Origin of the sequence: Streptomyces sp. BK340, assembly GCF_007827595.1 — a bacterium.
Classification (GTDB): domain Bacteria; phylum Actinomycetota; class Actinomycetes; order Streptomycetales; family Streptomycetaceae; genus Streptomyces.
In genome coordinates this window covers 27,382-45,187 of the sequence record NZ_VISR01000006.1, presented here as the reverse complement: position 1 = coordinate 45,187, position 17,806 = coordinate 27,382, and the positions used below count along the sequence as shown (strand labels likewise).

16 protein-coding genes and 1 tRNA gene are annotated in these 17,806 nt (G+C 72.6%); 4 read left to right on the top strand and 13 right to left on the bottom strand.

Going from position 1 to position 17,806, the window contains the following annotated elements; all coding sequences use genetic code 11:
- Positions 1-138 precede the first annotated feature (138 nt).
- A complete protein-coding gene (locus FB157_RS14205; protein WP_385166107.1) occupies positions 139-984 on the bottom strand; it encodes a polysaccharide deacetylase family protein in 846 nt (281 codons plus the stop codon).
- The gene (locus FB157_RS14200) at positions 981-1,892 is read right to left on the bottom strand and encodes a polysaccharide deacetylase family protein (RefSeq protein WP_145879542.1); all 912 of its coding nucleotides are present in this window, start codon (positions 1,890-1,892) and stop codon (positions 981-983) included. Before FB157_RS14200 ends, FB157_RS14205 begins: the two co-directional genes overlap by 4 nt.
- A gap of 90 nt (positions 1,893-1,982) precedes the next feature.
- Here FB157_RS14200 and FB157_RS14195 point away from each other — a divergent pair, with 90 nt between their 5' ends.
- A complete protein-coding gene (locus FB157_RS14195; RefSeq protein WP_145879540.1) occupies positions 1,983-3,176 on the top strand; it encodes a THUMP-like domain-containing protein in 1,194 nt (397 codons plus the stop codon).
- Here FB157_RS14195 and FB157_RS14190 read toward each other — a convergent pair.
- The 6 genes from FB157_RS14190 to FB157_RS14160 form a co-directional block, all read right to left on the bottom strand.
- Complete coding sequence (locus tag FB157_RS14190) at positions 3,154-5,175, bottom strand: cell wall-binding repeat-containing protein (RefSeq protein ID WP_145879539.1); 2,022 nt, start codon at positions 5,173-5,175, stop codon at positions 3,154-3,156. The two genes, FB157_RS14195 and FB157_RS14190, sit on opposite strands and share 23 nt — an antisense overlap.
- 92 nt (positions 5,176-5,267) lie before the next feature.
- A complete protein-coding gene (locus tag FB157_RS14185; protein ID WP_145879537.1) occupies positions 5,268-6,521 on the bottom strand; it encodes an RNA polymerase sigma factor in 1,254 nt (417 codons plus the stop codon).
- Positions 6,522-6,567: 46 nt separating this feature from the next.
- A complete protein-coding gene (locus tag FB157_RS14180) occupies positions 6,568-6,924 on the bottom strand; it encodes a YciI family protein (protein WP_145879535.1) in 357 nt (118 codons plus the stop codon).
- Positions 6,925-7,053: 129 nt separating this feature from the next.
- The gene (locus tag FB157_RS14175) at positions 7,054-8,427 is read right to left on the bottom strand and encodes an FG-GAP-like repeat-containing protein (protein WP_145879534.1); all 1,374 of its coding nucleotides are present in this window, start codon (positions 8,425-8,427) and stop codon (positions 7,054-7,056) included.
- Positions 8,428-8,525: 98 nt separating this feature from the next.
- Positions 8,526-9,581 carry an LCP family protein gene (locus FB157_RS14170; protein WP_186581502.1) on the bottom strand — a complete coding sequence of 352 codons (1,056 nt, stop codon included), beginning with the start codon at positions 9,579-9,581 and terminating at the stop codon, positions 8,526-8,528.
- Between the two features lie 313 nt (positions 9,582-9,894).
- Positions 9,895-10,926, bottom strand: a complete 1,032-nt coding sequence (locus FB157_RS14160) for a LacI family DNA-binding transcriptional regulator (protein WP_145879530.1) — start codon at positions 10,924-10,926, stop codon at positions 9,895-9,897.
- 123 nt (positions 10,927-11,049) lie between these two features.
- On the opposite strand from FB157_RS14160, the gene FB157_RS14155 reads away from it, so the two are divergent.
- Both FB157_RS14155 and FB157_RS14150 read left to right on the top strand, forming a co-directional pair.
- Positions 11,050-13,371 carry a glycoside hydrolase family 3 N-terminal domain-containing protein gene (locus tag FB157_RS14155; RefSeq protein WP_145879529.1) on the top strand — a complete coding sequence of 774 codons (2,322 nt, stop codon included), beginning with the start codon at positions 11,050-11,052 and terminating at the stop codon, positions 13,369-13,371.
- A gap of 145 nt (positions 13,372-13,516) precedes the next feature.
- Positions 13,517-14,386: a hypothetical protein gene (locus tag FB157_RS14150; RefSeq protein ID WP_261386311.1), complete on the top strand. Its 870-nt coding sequence runs from the start codon at positions 13,517-13,519 to the stop codon at positions 14,384-14,386.
- A 41-nt stretch (positions 14,387-14,427) separates the two neighbouring features.
- Here FB157_RS14150 and FB157_RS47280 read toward each other — a convergent pair.
- From FB157_RS47280 to tsaB, 5 genes are all read right to left on the bottom strand, one after another.
- A tRNA-Gly gene (locus FB157_RS47280) sits at positions 14,428-14,500 on the bottom strand.
- A 71-nt stretch (positions 14,501-14,571) separates the two neighbouring features.
- A complete protein-coding gene (locus tag FB157_RS14145) occupies positions 14,572-14,841 on the bottom strand; it encodes a hypothetical protein (RefSeq protein ID WP_145879527.1) in 270 nt (89 codons plus the stop codon).
- Positions 14,838-15,935, bottom strand: a complete 1,098-nt coding sequence (gene tsaD, locus FB157_RS14140) for a tRNA (adenosine(37)-N6)-threonylcarbamoyltransferase complex transferase subunit TsaD (protein ID WP_145879525.1) — start codon at positions 15,933-15,935, stop codon at positions 14,838-14,840. Before tsaD ends, FB157_RS14145 begins: the two co-directional genes overlap by 4 nt.
- Complete coding sequence (rimI, locus tag FB157_RS14135) at positions 15,928-16,422, bottom strand: ribosomal protein S18-alanine N-acetyltransferase (RefSeq protein WP_145879974.1); 495 nt, start codon at positions 16,420-16,422, stop codon at positions 15,928-15,930. The genes tsaD and rimI overlap by 8 nt, the downstream gene beginning before the upstream one ends.
- Before the next feature lie 17 nt (positions 16,423-16,439).
- Entirely contained in the window at positions 16,440-17,096 is a 657-nt protein-coding gene (gene tsaB, locus FB157_RS14130) for a tRNA (adenosine(37)-N6)-threonylcarbamoyltransferase complex dimerization subunit type 1 TsaB (RefSeq protein WP_145879523.1), read from the bottom strand.
- Positions 17,097-17,208: 112 nt separating this feature from the next.
- On the opposite strand from tsaB, the gene FB157_RS14125 reads away from it, so the two are divergent.
- Positions 17,209-17,766 (top strand): hypothetical protein, encoded by a 558-nt coding sequence (locus tag FB157_RS14125; protein WP_145879521.1) that lies wholly within the window; start codon positions 17,209-17,211, stop codon positions 17,764-17,766.
- Positions 17,767-17,806 lie beyond the last annotated feature (40 nt).

Sequence of the window (17,806 nt, the reverse complement as noted above, 5' to 3'; positions counted from 1 at the left end):
CGAGACTATGACCGCGATTAGCACTCGGTCAAGCGGAGTGCCAATGCCGTGCGGCGCGTCGGCCGTTTGACGGCCTGAACGGCCTCGTCCTCGAACGCCGGACGGGCTGCCGGTGCCGGCCGGCACCGGAAGGCACGGCTACAGGTAGTCCTCGAGGCGCCCGACCGTCAGCCCTCGTGACTGGACCCGCCGCAGCAGGCGTGCCGTGCGTTCCTTGAGCGCGGGGCCCGTGGCCTCGTCGGGGCCGACGAGGACGATGTCGCCCGGGCGCAGGTCGTGTTCTCCGCGCGTGTAGGCGATGCCTTCGGAGGTCATGGCGGCGCGCCACAGGACGAGGGCGGAGATGCCGCAGTCGCCGGCGGCGCGCAGTGTCGTGGCGTCGTACGTGCCGTAGGGCGGGCGGAAGAGGTGGGGGCGGATGCCGAAGCGGGACTTGAGTTTGTCCTGCTGGCCGCAGATCTCGGCGCGCTGGCCGGCGTAGGGCAGTCCGGGCATGGCCGGGTGGTCGAGGGTGTGGTTCTCGATGTCGGCGCCGACCGCGCGCAGGCGGGCGAAGTGGCCGTAGCCGGGGCCGACGACGCTGTCGGTGAGGAAGAAGCTGACCGGCAGTCTGAGGTCGCGGACCATGTCGACGAAGCGCGGATCGCGCTCGGCGCCGTCGTCGTAGGTGAGGAAGACGACCTTGTCGGTGGTGGCGACGTGGTCCACGACGCGGGGCGGGGAGGCGCCCGCCCCGTGGGCCGTCAGGGGGCGGACGCGGTGGCGGGGCGGCGTGGCGAGCGGGGCGGCCAGGCCCCAGCGGCGGTAGGCCTGGCTGCCGGCCGGGCTGGGCTTCCGTACGCCCTGGGCCGCCCGTTTGCCGAGGCGTTCGATGGGGTCGACCGACTGTGCGCAGCCCGCGAGGAGGAGGGCCGACGCGAGGACGGCGGCCAGCCCCGGCCGAACTCCTCCAGGGCCGCGCCCCGGTCGCCCCCGGTTCCTCACAGGTAGTCCTCCAGGCGCGCCACGGCGTACCCCTCGCGCGTGACCTTGTTCAGGAACCGGCGCATGTCGTCGACCATCGTGCCGTCCCAGTCGCTGCGGCCGCGGAAGTGGGTGAGCACGATGTCGCCGGGGTGCAGGTTCCTGTCGTCCTCGCGGTACTCCCAGTGGTCGACGAAGACCTCCTCGTCCCAGATCGGCGCGTACTTGATCCCGCAGGACTTGGCGGCGCGCAGGGTGTCGCCGTTGTAGTTGCCGTAGGGCGGACGGAAGACGGTCGGCGCCTTTCCGAACTGCCGCTTCATGATGGCCTGCATGCCGCAGATCTCGTCCTTCTGCTCCTCGTAGGACAGTCCGGGCAGATAGGGGTGGGTGAGGGTGTGGTTGTTGAGGGTGTGACCCTCGGACTGCATCCGGCGGAAGTAGCCGTAGTCGTCCTTGACGAGGTAGTTGCTGAGGAAGGCCGTGTAGGGGATCTTCAGGTCGCTCATCATGCGCAGGAACGCCGGGTCCTTCTCGGCGCCGTCGTCGATGGTGAGGAAGACGACCTTCCGCCGGGTGGGGACGGTGGTGAAGACCGGTGGGAGGTTCTCCTCCTCCTGGCCTTCCACCTCGAAGCCCGCGCGCGCGGTGATCTTCGGTTTCACGGCCGGTGGCGCCGGGGGTCTCAGGGGGACCGTGTCGAGGTTCCAGTGCCGGGCGGCGGCGGCCAGACGGGCGTGTTCGGCGGCGAGGCGGGCCTGCTGGTCCGCCGGGCCGCCGTGGCCGGGGGCGCTCCGGGCGGCGGAGTCCGAACCCGGGGCGGAACAGCCGGAGACGAGGGCGGTTGTGGCCAGCGCGGCTGCCGCGCAGCGAAGGGCGACCTTCGGGATCAATGCCCGGCTTTTGTCATTTTGTACTACTACTCGCATGGTGTCGGATCCTTCCAGCCCCGGGCCCCCGCCCCGGTCCGACACCGCCGCCGGAGGCGCACCATCCACCGACTGGCCCACAATGACCCGGTGAACGACCTCGCCCTTCTCCTCACCTCCGAAGGCCGCGCCCTCCTCGACGAGGTGCGCGACACCGACCCCGCACAGGAGCTGGCCGTGGCCACCCGGCTGCGCCGCGAACACCCCGCCGAGCTGGTGTCGGCGGCACTGGGGCAGGCCCGGCTGCGGCAGCGGGCCGTGGCGAAGTTCGGGGCCGAGGACGCGCGGCGGATGTTCTTCACGCCGAACGGGGTCGAGCAGTCGACCCGGGCGAGCGTGGCGGCGTACCGGGCGGGCCGCATGCGGGAGCTGGGCGTGACCTCGGTCGCCGACCTGTGCTGCGGGATCGGCGGCGACGCGATCGCGCTGGCCCGGGCCGGGATCCGGGTGCTGGCCGTGGACCGGGATCCGCGGACGGCGGCCACGGCACGGGCGAACGCCGAGGCGCTGGGGCTCGCCGGGCTGATCGAGGTCCGGGAGGCGGACGTCACGGAGGTGGACACGGCGGGCTACGACGCCGTCTTCGTGGACCCGGCACGCAGGGGCGGGCGGGGCAGGATCTTCGACCCGGAGGCGTACTCCCCACCCCTGTCCTGGGCGGTCGCCGCGGCTCTCGGGGCGCCCCGCGCCGCCCTGAAGATCGCCCCGGGCATCCCGCACGAGGCGATTCCCGCCGAGGCCGAGGCCGAGTGGATCTCGGACGGCGGGGACGTGAAGGAAGCGGTGCTGTGGTTCGGCACCGGAGCGCCGGGGGCCGTTCGGGCCACGTTGCTGCCGGGCCCGCGCACACTCCTCGGCCGGGGTCTGCCCGATCCCCGGGTGCGCCCCGTCGGGCGGTACCTGTACGAACCCGACGGCGCCGTCATCCGCGCCCATCTGGTCGCGGAGATGGCCGAGGAGGTCGGCGGCGGCCTGGTCGACGAGACCATCGCGTACGTCACCGCCGACGAACTGCACCCGACGCCGTACGCCTCGGCCTACGAGATCACCGACCGGCTCCCCTTCAACGTCAAGAAGTTGAAGGCCCTGCTGCGGGAACGGGAGGTCGGCACGCTGACCGTGAAGAAGCGGGGGTCGGCGGTGGAGCCGGAGGAGCTGCGCAGGAAGGTCAAGCCGCAGGGGCCGGGCTCGGCAACGGTGTTCCTCACCAGGGTCGCGGGGGCCCCGACCATGCTGATCGGCGCCCCCGCGCAGACACCGGCTACTGCCGGTGGAGCGTCCTGAGCGGCTCCAGGTGCGGGTCGGCACCGGCCGGCCCGGACGTGCCCGTGACGGTGCTCGCGGCGAGCGCACTCACCGGCTGGTCGCCGTTGTAGTACGGGTGATACACGAACTGACCGGCGCCCGCGCTGATCGCGGTGCCCGCCGTGTCCAGTCCGGCGGCCGGGACCGACGAGTTGCCGCCGAAGGCGATCACGGCCTGGGTGCCCGCGGCCTCGCGCACGAGGTAGCTCTTGACCTCGCTCGGCAGAGTCGCGGGGTCGGTCCACAGAACGGGACCGAAGACGTTCATCGCCGAGGCCGCGGAAACTCCGCCCCGCCAGGAGGTGTCGCCCGCGAGGGCCACCTGGTAGGGCGCGCTCCACCAGAACTTCGCGAGGGCCACGGACAGGGCCGGGGCCGTCTCGCGCCCGGACTTCATCGCCGTGATCGGGTAGTACGAGAACGTCGACGGCCAGTGCGAGAAGTACGTGTGCGTGAGCGCGTACTTGGCGCTCGAACCCACCGCGATGACCATGGTGTTCTTGGGGTTCAGGCTGTTCAGGTACGACTTCACCGACGACGTCAGCGTGCTGCCGTTGCTGAGGACGACGCTGCCCGCGCTGCTCGTGCCGTCCGCACCGGCGGCGGCCGCCGCCGGGAGGGCCGAGGCGTATGTGGTGCCGTCGGCCAGGAACACGTACTTGGGCGTGCTGGTGACCGACTTGGCCACGGCGACCGAGGTCGCGTAGCGGTCGGTGCCGGACAGCCGCTTCGGGGTGAAGCCGAGCGACGTCACCTGGGAGGAGACGGTGCTGCTGAGGACGGACGTGCCGCCGACGAGGTAGACGGTGGAGCCGGGCTTGAGGATCCGCTTCAGCTCGGACTTCACCGCCGAGGACAGCCCGCTCTTCGGGGTGCCGAGCACCGGGCCGTGCTTCTTGCCGGCCAGGGCGGGCGCGGTGAGCGAGTACGCCGTGCTGTCCCGGTTGACCAGCACCGCGGACTTGGCGTTCATCAGGCCCGGCACGCTGCCCCCGACCTTGTTCCAGGTCCAGCGCGAGGAGGCGATGTTGGTGGCGTAGGTGTCGGCGCCCCAGACCCGTCCGGTGACGTTCTTGCGCAGCGGCTGCCAGGCGAGGTCCCACTTGGCGGTGGTGGGCGTGTCGTAGAGGACCTCGGTGGTGCCGCCGGAGAGGTCCAGGACCTGGTCCGACTCGTTCGAGGCGGTCGTCAGCTCGTACGCCAGCCTGGTGCCGTCGGGCGACCAGGCGGGCCTGCTGACGGCGCCGGTCTCGTCGGGCAGCCGCGGCGTCACCGCGCCGGTGGCCACGTCGACCGTGTACAGCTTGCCGCCGAGGGTGTAGGCGACCTCGGTGCCGTCCGGGGAGATGGCCGGCGCGTTGGCCTTGCCCGCCACCAGCTGTTTGAGGGTGCCCTTCGCGCCGTCGTACAGCCACACGGCACCGAAGCGCCTGTCGCCGCTGCAGGTGGTGCCCGAGCGGATGAACGCGAGCTTGCCGTTCACGGCACCGCTGGGCTGGCTGTCGCAGCCCTCCTGCGCGGTGGCGAACAGGTGCTGCTGGACCCGGCTGCCGTCGGAGGGCGCGACGCGCAGCCGTCCGCTGAGCGTGAAGACGACGTCGCTGCCGCCCCAGAGGAAGGTCGGGTCGTCGGCGAGGATCGTGTCGGTCGTGTCGACCGGGAGCTCGACGGAGCCCTTGAAGTCGTGCCCGACCACGTTGACGCGCCCGGTGGTCTGGTTGACGTAGGCCATACGGCTGCCGTCGGGCGACCAGGCGGGCTTCATGGCGTTCGAGAGCCGGGCCACGGGTGCGGTGCCGTCCTCGTACAGCTGCGAGACGTAGCCGTCCATGTCCGCGGTGAGGATGCCGTCGGTCGCGGTCCAGCCGGTGTCGGCCGAGGCGCCCGGGGCCAGCGCGGCCACGGTGCCGGCGGTCAGGGCCGCGGTGGCGCCGAGCGCGACGAGCCTACGGCGTGCGGAAGATCTGGAAGAGCGCACGGTGCGTTGTACCCCCCACAGGTATCGGTGGTACTGCCCCGCCCGCGGAAGGTGTCACGCCGGTTGCGTGGCAGCCGCGCAACTGTAGACCCTCAGTGATCAGGAAGGGAATACAGTTTCGCGTTCAACAGCTGACGTTCTCGCTCGTTGCGTGTCAGCCCGGCCGCGCGGGCGAACTCCTCACGGGCCTCGGCGGTGCGCCCGAGCCGCGCCAGCAGGTCACCGCGCACGCTGGGCAGCAGGTGGTAGTCGCGCAGGGAGGGTTCGGCGGTCAGGGCGTCGACCAGCTTCAGCCCCTCGGCCGGGCCCTCGGCCATCGCCACGGCGACGGCGCGGTTCAGCTCGACGACCGGGGAGGGGGCGCGGGCCGCGAGCAGACCGTACAGGGTGGCGATGGTCCGCCAGTCGGTCTCCTCGTAGGTGTACGCGTGCGCGTGGCAGGCGGCGATGGCGGCCTGGAGGGCGTAGGGGCCGGGGGCACCGGCGGCCTCGGCGCGGCCGAGGGCCCGGATGCCTCGGGCGATGAGCATGCGGTTCCAGCGGCGGCGGTTCTGGTCCTTCAGCAGCACCGGGGTGCCGTCGGGGCGGGTGCGGGCGGCGGTGCGGGAGGCCTGGAACTCCAGGAGCGAGGTCAGGGCGTGCACCTCGGGCTCCTTGGGCATCAGGGCGCAGAGCACACGGGCCAGCCGGAGGGCGTCCTCGCACAGCCCGGGGCGCAGCAGGTCGTCCCCGGCGGTGGCCGCGTATCCCTCGTTGAAGATCAGGTAGATGACGTCGAGGACGGAGCCGAGGCGGGCCTCGCGATCGGGGCCGTACGGCACCTCGAAGGCGACGTTCTTCGTGGCCAGGGTGCGCTTGGCGCGGACGATGCGCTGCGCGATCGTCGGCTCGGGGACGAGGTAGGCCCGGGCGATCTCGGCGGTGGTCAGGCCACCGAGCAGGCGCAGGGTCAGCGCGGTGCGGGCCTCCGTGGACAGCACCGGGTGACAGGTGGTGAAAACCAGCCGCAGCAGGTCGTCGTCGATGTCCTCGGGGTCGGCGGGCTCCTCCGGCGGGGCCGTGGTCTCCAGGTCCCGGCCCATCTCGGCGAGCTTGCGGGCGTAGGTCTCACGGCGCCGGACCAGGTCGACGGCGCGGTGCCGGGCGGTGGCCATGAGCCAGGCGCCGGGGTTGTCGGGCACGCCGTCCCGGGGCCATCGCTCCAGCGCCGCGACCAGCGCGTCCTGCGCCAGTTCCTCGGCGATGCCGATGTCCCGCACGATGCGCGCCACGCCGGCGACGACCCTCGGGGACTCCAGCCTGAAGACGGTCTCGATCGCGTGCGCCGCGGTGGGCTGTGCTTCCACAGCCCACCATGCAACACCCCCGGGCGGCCCGAGGCCAGGGAAAGGCTCAGCCCTCCGCGATCTCCCGGACCTCGCAGCTGACGGTCCAGTAGTCCTCGTGGACCTGCAGGAACCGCTTGGCCCACTCCAGGGCCTCGGCCTTGTCCTTGCACTGCATGATCGCGTAGCCGCCGATGACCTCCTTCGACTCGGTGAAGGGCCCGTCGGTGACGGAGATCCTCCCGCCCGTCCAGCGCACGGTGGTGCCCTGTGCGGAGGGGGTCAGGCCGGCGGTGTCGAGCATGACCCCGGCCTTGGTGACCTCCTCGATCAGCTGGCCCATCCGCTGCATCAGCTCCTCGCTGGGGCCCTCGGCGGGGGCGGAGGACTCGTCGATGTGCACGATCGACAGGTAGCGGGGCATGGTGACTCCTTCGGTCGGTGCGGCGGGGTCCGTCCCCGCCGCTCACCCATGCGTCGATCGGGAGACACCTGGATCGACACGCGCTCGGAAATTCCTCGAAGAAATCTTTTCCGCGGGCGTGCGGCGCCGCTACTTCAGCTCGGCCCCGAACGCCGCCTTCGTGTACGGAGCCCCGACCCCCCTGCCGCCGAAGGCGAGGGCCCCGTCCGTGACCAGGCCGGTGGCGCGGCCCTGCAGGACCGTGACCGCGCCGTTGCCCGCGTCCTCGAACAGTGCGGTGGCGGCGAGGTCGGCGTGGCCGTCGCGGCCGGTGTCGAGCAGGGCGACCGTGGCGCCGAAGGAGTCGTTGCGCTCGGCGGCGCCGGGGACGCCCCTGGTGTTCTGGCCGAAGACCTGAGCGCCGGTGCCGGTCAGGCCGGAGCCGCTGCCGCGCAGCACGTCGACCACGCCTTCGCCGTCGTTCTCGCCGGGCGCGCCGACGGCCACGTCGTCGATGCCGTCACCGGTGATGTCGCCCACCGAGAGGGAGGTGCCGAACCGGTCGCTCGGCTCCGTGGCGCCCGGGACGCCGGGGGTGTCCTGCGAGTACGACTGCCAGGTGTCCTGGCCGCCGAGGCCGGAGGGCGAGCCGTAGGCCACGGAGATCCGCTCGTCGTCCGCGAATCCGCTGACCAGGTCGGCGTGGCCGTCGCCGTTGACGTCGCCGAGCGCGGCCGCCCCGTCGCCTCCCGGATACCCGTCGGTGACGGGGGTGAGGCCGGACGGACCGCTCAGGTAGAGGCGGCTGCAGTGGCTGCCGTCGCCGCAGTAGCCGGTCAGCAGCAGGTCGGCACGGCCGTCGCCGTTGACGTCGCCGGTGCCGCCGTCGTGGATGTCGATCCACTTGAGGTGGTCGGGGTCGAGCGGGGTCCTGGCGGCCGGGGTGCCGGAGCGCTTGAGCGGGCCCTTCCAGAGGGTCGCGGTGGTGCCGTGCGGGTCGTCGCCGGTGGCGAAGCCGGTGCGGAACGCGGCGAGGTCGAGGCGTCCGTCGCCGTCGAAGTCGCCGGTCTGGGTGTCGGTGGCGGGGAGCGACGTGCCGCCGGACAGCCCGTGCGGGCCGCCCCAGACCACGACCGCGTCGGCCGACGCGGAACCCGTGCCGATGACGAGGTCGGCGTAGCCGTCGCCGTCCAGGTCGCCCTTGGAGACCTGGAGGCCGAAGCGCTGGTTCTTGACCGGGCTGCCCGGGACGCCGGTCGTGGCACGGCTGATGATCGTGCGGTGGGTGGTGGACAGACCGTGCGGACCGCCGTACATCACGGCCGCGTAGCCCGCCCCGGACTGGCCGCCGACCGTGGCGCGCGGGGCGCCGACGGCCAGGTCCGCGTACCCGTCGCCGTTGAAGTCGTCGCGGACGGGCGCGGACGGGCGCGTCGCGGACGCCTGCGGTACGGCGACCCCGAGGGCGGCGAGCCCCAGGGTCAGCGGAAGCGCCCAACGGGCCTGCGAACGCAACGAGAACACCGGAAAACCCCCATGTGTACAACGACCGGATCACCGCAGGAGACTCGCGGGTCACAGCGATGGTTGTGCTGCTCCGCCCGGCAGCCTTGCGATGCTGCTCAACGCAGCGAGGCCCACAGTTCGCTCGCCGCCGGTTCCCTCGCCACCACCCGGTTGGCGTCGGAGGGTGCCGTGCCGACCGGCATCATCACCGTCTTCACCCGGTCGGCGGTGAGGCCCTTCAGACTCTGGCCGAGCTTCGTCAGCTCGCCCAGCGAGTCGAGGCCGGTGTCGGTGGTGAGGCTGGCGGTGACCGCGTCGGCGACCTGGTAGAGCTTGGCCGGGTCGGTGAGGAGGTCGGTGGCGGCCATCTGCTCCAGCAGGGCCTTCACCAGCTTCTGCTGCAGGCCTATGCGGCCGAGGTCGCTGCCGTCGCCTATGCCGTGCCGGGTGCGCGCGAGGGCCAGGGCCCGGGTGCCGTTCAGGTGGTGGGTGCCGGCGGCGAGGTGCAGATGGCTCCTGTCGTCGTCGATGTCCTGGGCGGTGGTGACCGTGACCCCGCCGAGCGCGTCCACCAGCCTGGCGAAGCCGGAGAAGTCGATCTCGACGTAGTGGTCCATGCGGACGCCGGTGATCGACTCGACGGTCTTGACCGCGCACACCGGACCGCCCACCGAGTAGGCGCTGTTGAACATCGCGTGGTACGCCACCGCCGTGGAGCCGCCGGAGGACAGCGGGCAGGACGGACGGGTGACGAGGGTGTCGCGCGGGATGCTGACGACGGTCGCCTTCGTGCGGCCGGCGTCGATGTGCACGACCATCGCCGTGTCGGAGCGGGCGCCCGAGCTGTCGCCGCCGCCCAGTTCCCGGTTGGCCTCGCCGCTGCGCGAGTCGGACCCGAGGACCAGGATGTCCAGTGCCTCGGTGGGCAGCGGGGAGGCGGCGGCCGAGGCGGTCGCGGCCGGGGTGACCACCGCTTTTGCCGGGCGGTCGTCGCCGAGCGCGCTGTTGATGTCGACGCTCTTGATGTTGTTGTTGAGGTGCCAGTACGCGTAGCCGGCCGTGGCCACGCCCAGCACCAGGAATCCCGCCAGAGTGAGGCCGACGGCCTTCAGCGCTCTCGACCGCCGGCCCACCCGTCTGCCCGCGTCGCCCTGCTCCTCGTGTCGCGTCACGGGCAGGAACGTAAGTCCGAATTATTAGCAGACTGTTAGCGGAAGCCATGAGAGACGGTTTTCTTGGGAAATTCTCATCCCAGCGTCACCGTGGGCAGCGAATTGCGCCCGTCCCAGGAAGCGTTGGAACCGAACGTCACCGAACCACCGTCCGGCACCGCCCCGTTGCACGAGGCGTTCGCGCAGGACACCGCCGCGGCGGCAGTGCCGGTACGGGAGCCTCCGAAAGTTTCGACTGTGCAACCGATTGACTTCGGAGGAGTGTGGGGGCGCACACCCCACCCGTCAATACGTCACCTTCCGGCCACCGGTGTCACTGCGCGCCCGGCGCCGCCGTGCTCGAACGCACCACCAGGCTGGTCGCCAGCTCCACCCGGGTCGCGGCCCGCTCGTCCTCGGCGCGGCCCAGTTCCAGCACCAGCCTGGCCGCGGCCTCGGCCATCTCGGTCAGCGGCTGCCGTACGGTCGTCAGCGGCGGGCCCACCCAGCGGGCCACCGGCAGATCGTCGAAGCCGACCACGCTCAGGTCCTGCGGGATGCGCAGCCCCAGCTCGCGCGCGGCCTCGTACAGGCCGAGCGCCTGGAGGTCGTTGCCCGCGAAGACCGCGGTGGGCCGGCCGGGACCGCGCAGCAGCTCCAGCCCCAGGCGGTGGCCGGAGTCGTGGTGGAAGTCGCCGGCCTTGATCAGGTCCTGGTCGACGGGGAGTCCGGCGGTCTCCAGGGCGGCGCGGTAGCCGTCGAGGCGGGCGCGGCTGCACATCATCCGGGAGGGTCCGCTGATCGCGCCGATCCGGGTGTGGCCGAGCTCCACCAGGTGCCGGGTGGCGGCGAGGCCGCCCTGCCAGTTGGTGGCCCCGACGGAGGGGACGTCCGGGCCCGGGTCGCCGGCCGGGTCCATCACCACGAACGGGATGGAGCGGCTGGTCAGCAGCGCCCGCTGGGACTCGTCCAGGCCGGACAGCACGAGCACCACCCCGTGCGGGCGGCGGGCGGCGACCTGGTCGGCCCAGGTCCGGCCCGGGGTGAGCCGCCCGGCGGACTCGGACAGCACGACGCTCAGGCCCGCGTCCCGGGCCACGTTCTCCACGCCCCGGATCACCTCCATCGCCCAGGCGCTCTCCAACTCGTGGAAGACCAGGTCGATCAGCGGCGAACGGGAGGCCTCGGCGCGGCGGCGCCGGTAGCCGCAGGCGCGCAGCAGCTCCTCGACCCGGGCGCGGGTCGCCGGAGCGACATCGGCGCGGCCGTTGAGGACCTTCGAAACAGTCGGAGCGGACACCCCGGCCTCCCGGGCGATTTCGGCGAGGGTCGCCGTCTGCGTTCCTGCGGGCTTCGAAGGCTCCATGCCCGAGATCGTATCCCTGCGGGTCCTCTTGACGAAGGTCTTCGTCCGCCATAGCTTCCCGGAACATTCGAGAAATCGTCCGAAACATTCGCGAGCATCCCGACCCCATCCGACGGGAGTTCCATGACCACCGCCCCTTGGCGCGACCCCGCCGTGCCCGCCGCCGACCGCGTCGACGCCCTGCTCTCCCGGATGACCCTGGAGGAGAAGACCGCCCAGCTGTACGGGGTGTGGGTGGGCGCCGCCACGGACGGCGACGGAGTCGCCCCGCTGCAGCGCGAGATGGCCGCCGGCCCCTCCGCCGACGAATGGGACGAGTTGATCAGCCATGGCCTCGGCCAGCTGACCCGCTCCTTCGGCACCGCACCCGTGGATCCGGTGCTCGGAGTCCGGGCACTGGCCCGCGCCCAGCGGCGGATCGCGGCGGCGAGCCGCTTCGGGATTCCGGCCGTCGCCCACGAGGAGTGCCTTGCGGGCTTCACGGCCTGGGGCGCGACGGCGTACCCGGTGCCGCTGGCCTGGGGTGCGGCCTTCGACCCCGCCCTGGCCGAGGAGCTGGGCCGGCGCATCGGCCGTGATCTGCGCTCGGCCGGCGTCCACCAGGGTCTCGCCCCCGTCCTGGACGTGGTCCGCGACCCGCGCTGGGGCCGGGTGGAGGAGACGATCGGTGAGGACCCGTACCTGGTCGGCACCATCGGCGCGGCCTATGTGCGGGGCCTGGAGTCGGCCGGGATCGTCGCCACGCTCAAGCACTTCGCCGGGTACGCGTCCTCGGCCGGCGCCCGCAACCTCGCGCCCGTCCGGGCGGGGGTGCGCGAGTTCGCGGACGTGACCCTGCCGCCGTTCGAGATGGCGCTGCGCGAGGGCGGGGCGCGCTCGGTGATGGCCTCGTACACCGAGACCGACGGTGTGCCGGTCACCGCCGACCCCCGCCTGCTCACCGGTCTCCTCCGCGACGAGTGGGGCTTCACCGGAACGGTGGTCGCCGACTACTTCGGCATCGGCTTCCTGCAGACCCGGCACCGGGTCGCCGGGGACGAGGCGGGCGCGGCGCACCAGGCCCTCGTGGCGGGCGTCGACGTCGAACTGCCGACCCTGAAGTGCTACGGCCCCCCGCTCGTGACCGCCGTACGAGAGGGCCGCGTCCCGGAGTCCCTGGTGGACCGGGCGGCCCGCCGCGTCCTGCTCCAGAAGTGCGAACTGGGCCTGCTGGACGAGGACTGGCGGCCGGAACCGGACGGGCCGCTCGACCTCGACTCCGCGGGCAACCGGGCGCTGGCCCGGCAACTGGCCCAGGAGTCGGTGGTCCTGCTGGACAACCCCGACGGCCTGCTCCCCCTGGCCCCCGGCACCCGGGTCGCCGTCGTGGGCCCCCGGGCGGCGGACGCGCTCGCGATGCTCGGCTGCTACTCCTTCCCGTCCCACGTCCTCACCCACCACCCCGACGTCCCCCTCGGCATCCGGGTCCCGACCGTCCTGGACGCCCTGCGCGCCGAACTCCCGGACTCCAAGGTCACGTTCGCCGAGGGCTGCGGAGTCTCGGACCCGGACACCGCGGGCTTCCCGGAGGCGGTCGCCCGGGCGGCCGAGGCGGACGTGTGCGTGGTGGTCCTCGGCGACCGTGCGGGCCTGTTCGGCCGGGGCACGTCGGGCGAGGGCTGCGATGCGGCGGACCTCGGGCTGCCGGGCGTGCAGGGCGAGTTGCTGGACGCACTGCTCGCCACGGGGGTCCCGGTCGTCCTCGTGCTGCTGACCGGCAGGCCCTACGCCCTGGGCCGCTGGCACGGCCGGCTGGGCGCGGTCGTGCAGGCCTTCTTCCCGGGCGAGGAGGGCGGCCCGGCGCTCGCCGGGGTCCTGTCCGGCCGGGTGAACCCCTCCGGCCGCCTCCCGGTGAGCGTGCCGCGCGCGCCCGGCGGGCAGCCCTGGACCTATCTCCAGCCCCCGCTGGGGCTGGCCGGCGAGGTCAGCAGCCTGGACCCGACCCCGCTGTACCCGTTCGGCCACGGCCGCTCGTACACGTCGTTCGCCTGGGAGGACGGCCCGGGCGACGCTGTCACCGAGATCGGCACGGACGGTTCGTACGACCTCTCGCTGACCGTCCGCAACACGGGCGGGTGCGCGGGCGCGGAGGTCGTCCAGCTGTACCTGCACGACCCGGTGGCGTCGGTGACCCGCCCGGACGTCCGGCTCATCGGCTACCAGCGGGTGGAACTGGCCCCGGGCGAGGCCCGCCGGGTGACCTTCCGCTTCCACGCGGACCTGTCGTCCTTCACCGACCGGACGGGTGCGCGGGTGGTGGAGCCGGGGGCGCTGGAGCTGCGGCTGGGGCCGTCGAGCGCACAGGTGCGGCACACGGCCGCGCTGCGGCTGACGGGACCGGTGCGGGTGGTGGGGCCGGATCGGCGGTTGCGCTGCGAGGTGGAGGTGTCCGCGGGAACCGGTTGAGCGGAAGGGGCCGGGGGGACGTATTCAGCCGCAGCGGGACCACAGAGAACCCGGTTCCGCAAGACCCCTGACACGGGCGTTCGGGATCGGTCCGGGTCGCGCCTGGCGGGGTCGGGCCGAAGTTGATCCCCCGGCAGGAGCACCCTTGACGACCACGAAATCCGTGATGAAGAAACTGCCCGAGGTCACGCTGGCGTTCTGGATCATGAAGATCGCCGCGACGACCCTGGGCGAGACGGCCGGCGACCTGTTCGCGCAGACGCTGAAGCTCGGCTACTTCCTCACCACCATCGCCCTGTTCCTGGTCTTCGTGGTGACGCTGGTGATCCAGCTGCGCTCCTCCCGCTACAACCCGTTCTTCTACTGGACCGTGATCCTGTCGACCTCCATGGCCGGCACCACGATGTCCGACTTCATGAACCGGGACGCCAGCTCCAAGTACCTCTCCGACGGCGCCACGAAGCTGGGCTGGGGACCGCAGGGCCTCGGCCTCGGCTATCCGGAGGGCGCGGCGATCCTGGTCTCGATCCTCCTGGCGATCTTCCTCGCCTGGAAACTGAGCGGGATGACCTTCCAGATCACCGAGATCGTCTCCTTCCGGGGCGAGGCCCTGTTCTGGGCGGCCATCCTCGTCTCCAACACGCTCGGCACCTCGATGGGCGACTTCCTCTCCGACAGCTCGGGCCTCGGCTACCTGGGCGGCGCCGCGCTGGTGACCGGTGTGCTGCTGGTCCTGGTCGCGCTGATGAAGGTGCCGGCCGTCCCGAACGTCCTGCTCTTCTGGATCGCCTTCGTCCTGACCCGCCCGCTGGGCGCCACGGCCGGCGACTTCCTGACCAAGCCCCTCGCCAAGGGCGGTCTGGACCTCGGTACGGTCGGTTCGTCGGCGGTGCTGCTCGCGCTCCTGCTCGGCCTGATGGCGTACGCACAGCTGCAGGAGCGGCGGGCCGGGACGGACCGGCCCGAAGGCCCGGAGGCGGAGGCGGTCATCCGCGCGAGGGCCGGCCGCCGGTGACGAAAAAACCCCGCCTCCGGAGAACCGGGGCGGGGTTTTCATGGAGCGCCGGGCAGGCCTTGCACCTGCATTTCCCCGCAGGAAGCGGGGCGTCTTTCCTTGGACCACCAACGCACTGCGTCCGGGCCGGTGTTCCGGCCGTTCGCGTGTGATGATCATAGCGTGTGCACGGGCCCGTGCGCCACTCAGCGGTCCGGGTGCTCCCCGTCCACCGACTCGAACCGCCACCGGTGCACCGCCCGGGTCACCAACTCCGCTTCCGGCTCCGGGAGTTCGGGCAGCGGGGCGTCGTACGGCGCGTCCCACCACGTGACGACCAGCACCCGGTCCTGCGGGGCGCGGAAGGTCTCGCGCCGCACCGGCGCGGGGGCTAGCCGCTGTTCCCGCGCCCAGGCGAGCAGTTCCCCGCCCCGGCCCTCGGCGGCCCGGGCCTCCCACATCAGGGCGACCGTCACGAGTACAGGTTCTCCTTGCTGACCTCGTGCACATGGTCGTGGTCGTGCGCGTGGCCCGGGACGTGCGGGTCCGTCACCGGCAGGGAGGAGTCGGCGGACAGGTCCCAGTCGGAGGCGGCCCGGTTGCGGGCGACCATTTCGGCGCCGAGGGCCGCGACCATCGCGCCGTTGTCCGTGCACAGCTTGGGGCGGGGGACGCGCAGCCGGATACCGGCTGCCTCGCAGCGCTCCTGGGCGAGGGCGCGCAGACGGGAGTTGGCCGCGACCCCGCCGCCGATCATCAGGTGGTCGACGCCCTCGTCCTTGCAGGCGCGGACGGCCTTGCGGGTGAGGACGTCCACCACGGCCTCCTGGAAGGAGGCGGCCACGTCACGGACCGGGACCTCCTCGCCGGCCGCGCGCCTGGCCTCGATCCAGCGGGCCACGGCCGTCTTCAGGCCGGAGAAGGAGAAGTCGTAGGCGGGGTCGCGCGGGCCGGTCAGGCCGCGCGGGAAGGCGATCGCCTCCGGGTCGCCCTCGCGGGCGTAGCGGTCGATGACCGGGCCGCCGGGGAAGCCGAGATTGAGCACGCGGGCGATCTTGTCGAAGGCCTCGCCTGCCGCGTCGTCGATGGTCGAGCCCATCGGGCGGACGTCGGAGGTGATGTCCTCGGACAGCAGCAGGGAGGAGTGGCCGCCGGACACCAGCAGGGCCATGGTCGGCTCGGGCAGCGGGCCGTGCTCCAGCTGGTCCACGCAGATGTGGGAGGCGAGGTGGTTGACGCCGTAGAGGGGCTTGCCGAGCGCGTAGGCGTACGCCTTGGCGGCCGAGACGCCGACCAGCAGGGCGCCGGCGAGACCGGGCCCGGCGGTGACCGCGATGCCGTCGAGGTCCTTCGCGCTGACGCCGGCCTCCTTCAGGGCGCGGTCGATGGTCGGGACCATCGCCTCCAGGTGGGCGCGGGACGCCACCTCGGGGACGACACCGCCGAAGCGGGCGTGCTCGTCGACACTGGAGGCGACCGCGTCGGCCAGCAGGGTGGTGCCGCGGACGATGCCGACGCCGGTCTCGTCGCAGGAGGTCTCGATGCCGAGGACGAGAGGTTCGTCAGTCATTGGTCTCGGTTTCTCGTACGGAGGGGGAACCCGTGGCTGAGCCGCCGGATTCCGTGGTCAGGCGCATCACCAGGGCGTCGACGTTGCCCGGCTGGTAGTAGCCGCGTCTGAAGCCGATCGGCTCGAAGCCGAAGCGCTCGTACAGCTTCTGGGCGCGGACGTTGTCGACGCGGCACTCGAGCATGACCTCGGAGCACTCGAACGTGGTGGCGGCCTTCAGCAGCTCGGTGAGCAGGCGGGCGCCGAGCCCCGTGCCCTGCTGGTCGCGGGCCACGGCGATGGTCTGGACGTCCGCCAGCCCGCCGGAGGAGGCCAGGCCCGCGTAGCCGACGATGCGGCCGGCGTCCTCGGCCACGAGGTAGCGCCGGGTCGCCTCGTCACCCCGGGAGTGGGCCAGCTCGGACCAGAACATGCCGCGGGACCAGGCGTCCTCGGGGAAGAGGTCCTTCTCCAGCTCGAGGACCGGGTCGATGTCCCACCAGCGCATCTCGCGCAACTGTGCGGTCACTTGGGCGTGACCACCTTGTAGTTCTTGGGGACCTGCGCGTCGGGACGGCGCAGGTACAGCGGGCGCGGTACCGGGATCTCCTCGCCCGCGGCCAGCTGCTCGGCGGCGAGTGAGGCGAGGGCGGCGGCGGACACGTGCTCGGGCTCGTGGGCGCTCGGGAACGTGTCGGGGTAGAGCAGCGCGCCCGCGCCGACCGCGGGGAGTCCGGCGACCTGCTCGGCGATGTCGGCGGGGCGGTCGACGGCCGGGCCGGTCAGGCGGGTGCGGGAGTCGGCGTACTTCGCCCAGTAGACCTCCTTGCGCCGGGCGTCGGTCGCCACGACGAAGGGGCCCTTCTCGATGTCGGCGGCGTAGGCGAGCGCGTCCAGCGTGCACAGGCCGTACACGGGGACACCGAGCGCGAGGCCGAAGGTGTCGGCCGTCATCAGGCCGACACGCAGGCCGGTGTAGGGGCCGGGGCCGGTGCCGACGACGACCCCGGTGACGGCCTCCAGTTTGAGCCCCGCCTCGGCGAGCACACGGTCGACGGCCGGCAGCAGCAGCTCCCCGTGCCGGCGCGCGTCCACCTGACTCGACGACGCGATGACGTCCGTCCCGTCGTGCAGTGCGACGGTGACGGCGGGCGTGGCGGTATCCAGAGCGAGCAAGAGCACGCGAACAGCCTACGGCGCCCGCGGCTCGCGCATGGCCGTCCGGGGCAGACGGTGACTGACTGCTACGGTCTGTACGAAGTACGACATATGACGCGAGGCAGAGGTGGCGGACGTGGCAGGGACCAGCTCGGGGATCGTGGCCGGCCTCACCGCGGCCGCCGTGGGCACCGTCGGCTTCCTCGCCTACCAGGCCCAGGCGACCGTGCCGGCGGGCCTCGGCGGCGTGGCCGGCGCGGGCGCGTCGCCCTCGGTCAGCGCCAGCAAGGCGCCGCGCGACCTGCGCAACCCGGGCGCCCTGCCGGGCGACTCCGGTACGGGTGAACGCGTCGTGTACTCGGTGGACGACGACCGGGTCTGGCTGGTCGACGAGCGGAACGTGGTGCTGCGCGGCTTCGGGGTGCGCCCGGGCGCCGTCGACCCGCCGGTGGGCAGGTACTGGGTCACGTCCCGCTCCAACGCGGTCACCGGCACGGACGGCGTGCCGATCGAGCACGTGGTGCGCTTCACCAGCGTGGACGGCGTGGTGATCGGCTTCAGCGCGGCGGTGGGCAGCAGCGTGGGCATGGCCACCGACGGCGTGAAGACGGGCGGCATCCGGGAGCGGCGCGAGGACGGCGACGCCATGTGGAAGTTCGCGACGATCGGCGTACCGGTCGTCGTCATCCGTTAGGGCCTGCGGTCACAGTCCCGCCGTCACCCGCAGGTGGCGG